Annotated in this window: 9 protein-coding genes and 2 rRNA genes; 3 read left to right on the plus strand and 8 right to left on the minus strand. The window is 43.6% G+C overall.

Annotation, left to right across the window (positions count from 1 at the left end):
* Genes E4663_RS19460 through E4663_RS19470 form a run of 3 tightly spaced genes read right to left on the minus strand, consistent with a single transcriptional unit; the run spans position 1 to position 3,600 of the window.
* Entirely contained in the window at positions 1-1,185 is a 1,185-nt protein-coding gene (locus tag E4663_RS19460) for an MFS transporter (protein WP_168927364.1), read from the minus strand.
* Between the two features lie 13 nt (positions 1,186-1,198).
* Entirely contained in the window at positions 1,199-2,578 is a 1,380-nt protein-coding gene (pepV, locus tag E4663_RS19465; RefSeq protein ID WP_135328827.1) for a dipeptidase PepV, read from the minus strand.
* 5 nt (positions 2,579-2,583) lie between these two features.
* Positions 2,584-3,600: a potassium channel family protein gene (locus E4663_RS19470; RefSeq protein ID WP_135328828.1), complete on the minus strand. Its 1,017-nt coding sequence runs from the start codon at positions 3,598-3,600 to the stop codon at positions 2,584-2,586.
* Positions 3,601-3,777: 177 nt separating this feature from the next.
* Here E4663_RS19470 and E4663_RS19475 point away from each other — a divergent pair, with 177 nt between their 5' ends.
* Positions 3,778-3,975 carry a DeoR family transcriptional regulator gene (locus E4663_RS19475; protein WP_421804020.1) on the plus strand — a complete coding sequence of 66 codons (198 nt, stop codon included), beginning with the start codon at positions 3,778-3,780 and terminating at the stop codon, positions 3,973-3,975.
* Positions 3,976-4,021: 46 nt separating this feature from the next.
* Here E4663_RS19475 and E4663_RS19480 read toward each other — a convergent pair whose 3' ends face one another.
* A complete protein-coding gene (locus E4663_RS19480; RefSeq protein WP_338323670.1) occupies positions 4,022-4,747 on the minus strand; it encodes a pseudouridine synthase in 726 nt (241 codons plus the stop codon).
* An 8-nt stretch (positions 4,748-4,755) separates the two neighbouring features.
* The gene (locus E4663_RS19485) at positions 4,756-6,363 is read right to left on the minus strand and encodes a putative polysaccharide biosynthesis protein (protein ID WP_135328830.1); all 1,608 of its coding nucleotides are present in this window, start codon (positions 6,361-6,363) and stop codon (positions 4,756-4,758) included.
* Positions 6,364-6,467: 104 nt separating this feature from the next.
* Between E4663_RS19485 and E4663_RS19490 the strand changes: the two genes are divergently transcribed.
* Positions 6,468-7,727 carry a BaiN/RdsA family NAD(P)/FAD-dependent oxidoreductase gene (locus tag E4663_RS19490; RefSeq protein WP_135328831.1) on the plus strand — a complete coding sequence of 420 codons (1,260 nt, stop codon included), beginning with the start codon at positions 6,468-6,470 and terminating at the stop codon, positions 7,725-7,727.
* Positions 7,728-7,737: 10 nt separating this feature from the next.
* Complete coding sequence (locus tag E4663_RS19495; RefSeq protein WP_079478401.1) at positions 7,738-8,181, plus strand: GNAT family N-acetyltransferase; 444 nt, start codon at positions 7,738-7,740, stop codon at positions 8,179-8,181.
* A gap of 303 nt (positions 8,182-8,484) precedes the next feature.
* Here the strand turns inward: E4663_RS19495 and E4663_RS19505 are convergent, their stop codons facing one another.
* From E4663_RS19505 to E4663_RS19515, 3 genes are all read right to left on the minus strand, one after another.
* Complete coding sequence (locus E4663_RS19505; protein WP_158290548.1) at positions 8,485-8,700, minus strand: hypothetical protein; 216 nt, start codon at positions 8,698-8,700, stop codon at positions 8,485-8,487.
* 191 nt (positions 8,701-8,891) lie between these two features.
* Positions 8,892-9,005 (minus strand): 5S ribosomal RNA (gene rrf, locus E4663_RS19510).
* 122 nt (positions 9,006-9,127) lie between these two features.
* Positions 9,128-9,358 (minus strand): 23S ribosomal RNA (locus E4663_RS19515); the annotation flags it as partial.

Raw genomic sequence — 9,358 nt, forward strand, 5'->3', positions numbered from 1 at the left:
TTACGTCGCTCCTTCCATACTTTGTCCTGACCATCGGGTGACTACCAAAACGAGTAATACCCCAGAGAAGGTCATGAAAGAGAAAAAACCATACATGCCAGTAACACTCCATACATCAATCAATACGCCACCTATAAACGTAAAGAACGCGTTCCCCAAACCGTTGCCGACAGCTGAATATAAACCAACAGCCGTTGCACGTACATTATCGGGCGCTAATTCGCGCACAAGGATCAAAGCAGCCGGAATATATAACCCTACAGAAACACCTTGTACAATCGTAGTAGCATAAACGACTTCACTCGAGGGCTCAAAATAATAGAGGAGCCATCGACTACCGGACACGGAAGAACTCAGTATCAAAACACGGTACACTCCAATACGGTTGATCACTTGCTGAGCGAACTTCATAAAGGGGGCTTCGCTACCCGCAGCCAGCAAGAAAGCAACTCCTACCCCAGATAGTGTACCTCCGACAGATAAAATGAATGTCCCAAAGTAATAATTATTGGCTAATACCGGACCGAACACGAGGAAATTAGAAACCAAAAACAAGATAAAAGCCTTCCGTTTGATCAGAACCTTCATCCCTTCCCGGAAAGAAATCGAAACATGGTCCGCCCGTTTCGGGAACTGGAAGAGTGCCACTAAAGCTAGAAGCAGCCCAGTTGAGAAGAAGGTGAATATCCAATCAAGGGATCCAACCGCTTCCGTCACCCTTCCCAAAACAAACACAGCGACTGCGAATCCGATTGCTCCAAAGAGGCGGATGCTTCCATATTCTTTCCCGTGCTCCTGCACGAAGTTCAAGGACAGACTATCAGACAACGGAACAATGCCAGATTGAAAGAGAGCAATACAAATAATCCCTATTAGTAATGTTGGAAACCATTCTAGTCCCGGATAGAAAAAGCCTAACAAGGAAGCACAGACCGAAGCGATCATCAATAATCGCTTCGGTCTTCTTGTCACATCACTGATCATGCCCCAAATAGGCTGTACGAAAATCGTTACAAGTGGTAGTGCAGCAATTACCATCCCAATCTGGGTGTGGCTTAAACCCTTCTCCTGCTCCAAGAATACCGATAATAATGGAAACAAAGAACCGAACGCAAAAAATGCGAAGAAATAAAAAGCCTGGATAAACCGATACGTTTTTTCAGTTGATGAAGAAGCCATACTCATAACCTTTCTTCTATTACTTCGTTAATTCATAGATGGCTGAAGCGTAAATCTCAATAGCACGGACCATATCTGCAATAAGCACATGTTCATCTTTCTGATGGGCTGTATCAGGGCTGTGCTTGAACATTGCACCGTAAGCGACCCCAGCAGACAGCGACCTTGCATATGTCGCACCACCCATCGACTGGACAGTCTCTTCTTCGCCAGTGATGTCATTATAGACACGCAGCAACGTCTGAATGAAAGGATGATCTTTTTCAAGATAAAGAGATTTCAAGTGATCGTACACTTCGAACTCACCATCAACTTTATCTGCAAACTCTTCTAAGCGTCTCAGCACATTATCTTGATCGGCTGTAACTGGATAGCGCAGGTTAAGTCCCAACTTCACCTCGTACTCCTTCGTGATATGAAGCGATCCCAAGTTAACCGTTAAAGGACCAGAAACCTCATCCGAAAGGGAAAGACCTAGACCACTACCGTCCGTCTGTTCAAACCCGTGATATACCGACTTCAACGTCTCTAGTACCTGATCTGCGAGCGGAAGGGTCAGCATGAACTTAAGTAATGAACGAATTGCATTGGTACCAAGTTCAGGCTTACTAGCATGCACGGAGTGTCCTTTCACCGTTAATTTATATTGGTTTCCTATGTTCTCGATCTCGCCTTGCAGTTCATTCTCCTGCAAGAAGTATTCAAAATCCTCGTGGAGGTCATAAGATGCAATGAGGACCGTCTGTGCTTCATCCGGAACCATATTCAATCGATCCCCTGCTTCAAGGTTCTGAATCGACACGAGTGGATCCCCTTGTTCTTCCAACGAAAAGGAGATATACCCGTCTAACAGGCCTTTTTCTGCATGAATGACCGGGAAGGAAGCATCCGGGGTGAAACCGAGTTCCGGCATTTCTTCTTTAGAGAAATAATGGTCGATTCCCTTCCAGTCCCTCTCTTCATCCGTCCCAACAATGAGGCGGATCCTTTTGTTCGGTTCGAAGCCCTGATCCTTTAACAATTTCATTGCCATATACGCAGCCATAACAGGACCTTTATCGTCCTGTGCGCCTCTTGCGTAAAGTTTTCCATCTCTTACAGTCGGTTCAAATGGAGGAGTAGACCATCCTTTGCCGGCAGGTACTACGTCAAGGTGTCCGAGAATACCGAGAATCTCTTCGCCTTCTCCGAATTCTATATGACCAGCATGACCATCCACATTCTTCGTTGAAAAACCATCCTGATTTCCAATCTCGAGCATCTTTTCCAACGCATCATGAACAGCTTTTCCGTAAGGATAGCTATCGTCTTCTTCATAAACAGATGGGATGGAAAGTAAACGGAACACCTTGTCCAAATACTCTTGTTCATAACGTTCGCTCAACTGTTTGATATCCATGGTAATCAAGCCCCTCTCAATATTTTCTCATAGGTTTCTCGGTCACATACGGCATATAGCTCTGCTTCAGCAGGGATTTGTTCATCTAACTTGCGGTTGATCGCCAAGTCATTTCGATCCGCAATCAGCGTCGCTCCTTCATTCAGCAAGAATTCAAAAGCATCGCGGTAAGTAGCCCATTCTTGCTTGATCGGTACGTGGTAAAGGTCTTCCCCGACAGAGCGCCTGAGGAGCTGACCATAAATTTCAGAAATTCCTTTTCGAAACGCTGACCTGACAGCCAATGAGGAGATGGTTTCATTGGAAACAATGAACTCATCCACATGGACGTGTTTGAAATTATCAATGTGTTTCTCTTCCATAATCTCTACAATCGTGTGTACCTTCGGAGCAACCGCCTCGATGGACGACGCTATTAAGAGCGACTTACCGTCTGTCATCTGATCATTATGCAAATGGTCATCCGCAAAAATGAGCACAGCCTTCGCCCCTTTCACATTCGCGTTCTCTAACGTCTGGCTATCAGCAGCTTCTCCTTTTATGTAATGAATATTCTCACTTAATAATGGTGCTTCTTTCAACTGATCGATGATCACGATCTCAACATCTTCCTTTGTCTCAAGCATTTCTTTAATCGCAAAATGAGCTTTTTGAGACCAGCCGATGATAATGAAATGTCCGGAATCTTTGTACACAATATCACCCTCTACACGTTTTTTTCGGAAAATGGCAAGGCTATCTATTATTTTTCCAATTGCAACCCCAATCAAGCCTATACCGAAGATATACAAGAAGATTGCAATGATACGTCCTGCTACTGTAGCTGGTGAATAATCACCATAGCCGACGGTCGTCACTGTCGTCATCACCCACCAGAATCCGTCGAAAATTGTTGGGAACGTCTCATTCTCTACAAGAAAAATGAGCACGGATGACAGGATGACAAGGATTAAGCTGGCAAGAAACAGAACCATGTTGCTGACTTTCACTAATTTCAAGAAAAATTTCCTTAAAATTAACATAAGATGACCTCCTCACTTTAATATTTCGTAAATTTGGTGAATAGTCTGTAAAATAAGAGCAATTCGGTAGCACGTTTTATGACTGTATTGTAGAATAAAGGCAACTTCGAAGTATCCGAGCACCACAATTTTCCAAGACGAATAAGGAGTGGTTTCTTGAATCATCCATCTTCCCGTATGCTTAACCGCATCAAAGCTGTTTATCTTTACATTAGAAAAGTGGGAACAGTAACAACGAGCGAATTAGCAGAAGAATTCGGTATTACCGACCGAACTATGCAAAGGGATTTAAGCATTTTGGAATATAACGGACTTGTATCGAGTCCGCATCGTGGACAGTGGACTGTGACGGAGAAGAGAGTAAAGATTTCCTGATCTTTGAAGTATATGGCACCCGGGTGAAACCCCGGGTGCTTTTTTTTTACATATCTGTGTTGGAAAACAAGTAATCCAGTTCCTCGTCTGTAAGCTCACGGTATTCCCCAAGCTCTAAGTCAGAATCCAGCTCTAGCGTACCCATACGGATTCGTTTGAGGTAAGTCACCTTTTTCCCAACGGCTTCGAACATTCTTTTCACCTGATGGAACTTACCCTCTGTAATCGTAAGTTCGATTTCAGATTCCGCACCGGATTCTAGAATTACCAACTCACCAGGCTTCGTTTCGTATCCATCGTCGAGCGTCACACCTTTAGAGAACGCCGTGACATCTTCTTCTGTTACTTCCCCGTCTATAACGGCATAGTACGTTTTACCGATATTCTTCTTAGGGGAGGTCAGCTTATGAGCAAGCTGACCATCGTTCGTAATCAACAGCAATCCCTCTGTATCTTTATCCAACCTTCCCACTGGAAATGGATTGAAGACATGGTCTTCGGGCTGTAGGATGTCAATGACAGTCGTGTCATGTGCATCCTCTGTAGCGGAAATGAGATCCCCAGGCTTATTCATCATGAGATAAATGAATTCTCTATATTCTACTTCATCCCCCATGACCGTAACAGAATCCTCATCAGGATCGACATGTGTTTTCGGACTTCTTTCCGGATCACCATTAACACGGACATTCCCTGATTTAAGAAGGGCTTTCACTTCTTTTCTCGTTCCATATCCCATGTTCGCTAGCAATTTATCTATTCTCACATCTATTCCTCCAATTAAAAACGGCTCAAGAATTTATCTAATACACGGATGCGACCACCAAGAACGCGCTCTAACAACGTCGTTTTGTACGTAAGCCACAAATACGCAACTCCTCCTGCTCCGATACTGAGCATCAAAACAATCAATGCATCCAACCGGCTTTCCATAGGATTCATGAACAGACCTAAGAGTAACTTAACACCCACCACGAACAACGCCATAACAGTCGATAGGATCAGAATAAGCAAAGTCCTCTTATAAAGCGGCTTATAGTCAAATTCAATGCTTGAGAAAATACGGATGAAGTTCAACACGACAGCAGTTGTCACACCGAGTCCGGTTGCAAGAATCGCACCCTTAGCCCCGAACATTTGAATAAACCACCAGTTACATGCAACCTTCAGTAAGATACCCGATCCTAAGCTGATGACAGCAAAGTTCTGTTTGTTAATACCTTGTAGTATAGAAGACGTAACTGTATAAAGGGCAAGTGCTAAACCAACCGGTGCATACCATCTTAATAATCCACCTCTAAACGCCAGTTCTTCCACTCCGTAAAAAGTGGCATAGGCTTCCATCGACACAACAGACAACCCGATTACAGATGGAATAATCAACAACGCTACAATTTGGAGTGCTTGGTTAACTTGACGATTCAATTGATCCATCTGATTCTTCGTGAACGCTTGGGTAATTACCGGCAATAGTGCAAGGGATAAACCGATCCCGAACGTGACCGGAATCATGACAAGCTTATGACTCAAAAAGTTGATGGTAGAATAAGCGTCGTTGTAAGCAAATCCTCCAGCTTCCATTGCTTTTTTCAAAGAAAACTGATCGACAACTTGATAGAGTGGCGTAGCAATTCCTACTAAAATAAATGGTCCTGCATACGTAAACAGCTCTTTGAACATCTCTTTCGTAGACAATCCATACGTATATTCCTGTGCTTCAATCTGCCTGTCCAAGTATGGCTTTCGTTTACGCCAATACACGAACAAGACGACACAGGATGCGAGACCACCAATAAACGCACCGAACGTCGCAAAACCGACAGCTAATTCGGTTGGCCCCTCCAAGAGTTGGATAATAATAAAGACAGCGCCTAACAAGAAAACAATCCTTGCAATCTGTTCCACGACTTGAGAGACGGCGGTCGGGGCCATCGACTCATTCCCTTGGAAGAAACCGCGGGTAATACTCATAGGCGGTATAATAAGTAAAGCAAAACTGACCATTTGAATAACTAGTGTCGCATCCTCTATTAGAGGTGATCCACTTCCGACAGTCCAAGTAGCTACTGCTCCTGCTGAGAAAAACAGAATAAGAAACGCAATAAACCCTGTGATCGACATCAGAATCATTCCGGCTTTCAACATGTTCCGTCCAGTCTGATAATCACCTAGTGAATTGTACTTGGAGACAAACTTCGAAACGGCGACAGGAATTCCCATACTAGATAGACTTAAAAGAATGCTGTATGGTGTATATCCGTAAGCAAACAAGTCGGTCCCCTGAGGCCCCACCATATTTTCAAACGGTACCGTGTAAATCATACCTAGAAACTTTGATAAGAAAGTTCCTGCCGTCAACAATAAGGTTCCTTTTAAAATCTTCGACATATTTATTTATTCACCTTCAATTTAATTGTAGAATCGACCTCATCTATTTTATCATAGATAAAGGGTAAACAAAGATAGAACGGAAAAAAGAAAGGAAGTACATCATGACCTATCATGTAACTGTCATCGGAGGAGGGCCCTCCGGCCTGATGGCTGCCATCGCAGCAGCAGAGCAAGGTGTAGAAACCCTCCTGATCGATAAAGGAAAAAAACTCGGAACAAAACTGGCTATCTCAGGCGGTGGACGCTGTAATGTTACCAACCGACTCCCTGAAGAAGAAGTCATCAGGCACATTCCAGGGAATGGGAAATTCCTATACAGCCCGTTTTCTGTATTTAACAACTACGATATTATTGATTTTTTCGAAGGATTAGGAGTAGCCTTGAAAGAAGAAGACCATGGCCGTATGTTCCCAGTAAGTAATAAAGCGAAGGATGTCGTACAAGCTCTCTTGAATCAACTCGACCATTTGGGCGTAGAGGTACGGAAGTCAACTCCCGTCGAGGCGATTGACTACGGCGAAGATCAACACACTATCATCCTCAAATCCGGCGAAAAAATCCAGACGAATGCTATTGTACTGGCAGTTGGCGGAAAAGCTGTCCCTCATACCGGAAGTACAGGAGACGGCTATGCGTGGGCTAAAAAAGCAGGCCACACCATCACAGAGTTATTCCCAACAGAAGTACCTCTCATCTCGAATGACCCTTTCATCAAGAAGAAAGTGCTCCAAGGCCTTTCGTTAAGAGATGTAGATGTTTCAGTCCTCAATCAAAAAAGTAGAAAAATAGTTACCCATCGTATGGACATGCTGTTCACCCACTTCGGCCTATCTGGTCCTGCCATCCTGCGTTGCTCCCAATACGTGGTTAAGGAGTTCATGAAGGGGCATAGACCAGTCACCATGGAAATAGACTGCTTGCCAGATGAGAAGCAGCAAGAACTGTACCAGCGTTTGCAAAAAGAGTCCAAGGACCAAGCGAAAAAAGCGTTCCGAAATGTTGTCAAAGGCATTGTGCCAGAGCGCCTACTCGATTATGTACTCGAATTAGTAGCCATTTCCCACGAGGAGAAAGCTGCTAACATATCAAATGCTAAACTACACGACTTCGTCCAATATTTGAAACAGTTTAATGTTCAAATTCATGACAGTCAACCGATTGAGAAAGCCTTTGTCACAGGTGGTGGTGTATCGATTAAAGAAATCGTTCCAAACACTATGCAGTCCAAACGAATGAATGGTTTATATTTCTGTGGAGAAATTTTGGACATTCATGGCTACACGGGTGGATATAATATTACATCGGCTATGGTAACAGGACGTGTTGCAGGTATGCATGCGGCTTGGGAATCCATGGGGTAAGGAGGGAAAGATGGAAGTCAAATTAATTCAACCGAGCGAAGCACTTCCTCTTAGACATGAAATATTGCGACCTAACCAATCACTAGAAGACTGTAAGTATCCGAAAGATTACGAAGAAGAAAGTTTTCATCTTGGAGTATTTGTAGAAGATCACCTCATTTGTGTAGGTTCCTTCTATCTAGAAGATCACTCAGATGTGCCGGATGGAAAAGTATATCGACTTCGAGGAATGGCTACTTGGCCCGAATACCGTGGGCAGGGTGCTGGAACACATCTTGTATCGAAAGCAGAAGAGATTCTCAGCAATAGAAACGCCGATATCTTATGGTGTAATGCCAGAACAAGTGCCCAAGGCTACTACGACAGACTTGGTTTTAAACAAGCAGGCGATGTATTCGACCTCCCGCCAATTGGCCCTCATGTAGTCTCATATAAAGAAATCGAGAAGCCCTAGAGGCTTCTCGATTTTCTATGCTGATATTCTCTTTCTCGACCTAATGCTTCATTGATTAAAGTCTGCATTTGTTCTCGATCATCCGTTGTAACTTCAGGGTCATCAAGCTGCCAATCTAAGGTGTACAAAATGTAGTATCTGCGTATTCGTCGAAAGTAAAAAGTGGAATTAGGGAATTTATCGAAATATCCTCTAACCATTTTTCTCCTAGAATAGCTCCAACGTACAAGTTCTATAACGATCCCTCCGAACGTATATTCGCAATATATTATAACCGGAAATTCAAGGTCCTTCAACATGAATCTACCAAATAAACACCAGTCCCAAATAAGCGAATAAAACACTGCTTGCCAGATACAGATATCCATAAATCTTGAGAGGTTGATAGATATTAGTTATCCCGAAAACACCGACACTTGCAAGCCATAGGATAATGGCGATGAAAGCGACGTGCTGCAGCATAGATATATCTTCGCGTAACGATGCAAGATAGAATCCAATAGGAATGAGCACAATCATCATTGCATACTTCCAATTCCAATATGTATCTCTTTTCCTTTCAAGCTTTACCAAATTGATCACCCATCCATTTGTATAATAAATTTCCATTCCCCTCGAACTTGCTGTATAAACCATTGAATCCTACTCTTTCTATGTAAAATCCGATACAAAAGAACCCCTTTAGAAGTAAATTCTAAAGGGGTTGTGTGACGTGGCAACGTCCTACTCTCACGGGGGTAAACCCGACTACCATCGGCGCTGAAGAGCTTAACTGCTGTGTTCGGCATGGGAACAGGTGTGACCTCTTCGCCTTCACTACCACATCATAATAAGGTTTTTAGTAAACCTTCAAAACTGAATAAGAGAGTTCATCAAACGGTAAACCAACGTCTTTTCACTGTCCAGCTACAGCGAGGATCTGACCAGTCGCTTTCGCTTTTCTTAGATAGATAAGTCTTCGATCCATTAGTATCTGTCAGCTCCACGTGTCACCACGCTTCCACCTCAGACCTATCAACCTCATCGTCTCTGAGGGATCTTAATTACTCAAGGTAATGGGAAATCTCATCTCAAGGTGGGCTTCATGCTTAGATGCTTTCAGCACTTATCCCGACCACACGTAGCTACCCAGCCATGCTCCTGGCGGAACAACTGGTACACCAGCGGTGTGTCCATC

The organism is Halobacillus salinus (genome assembly GCF_004684905.1).
Lineage (GTDB): Bacteria > Bacillota > Bacilli > Bacillales > Halobacillaceae > Halobacillus > Halobacillus salinus.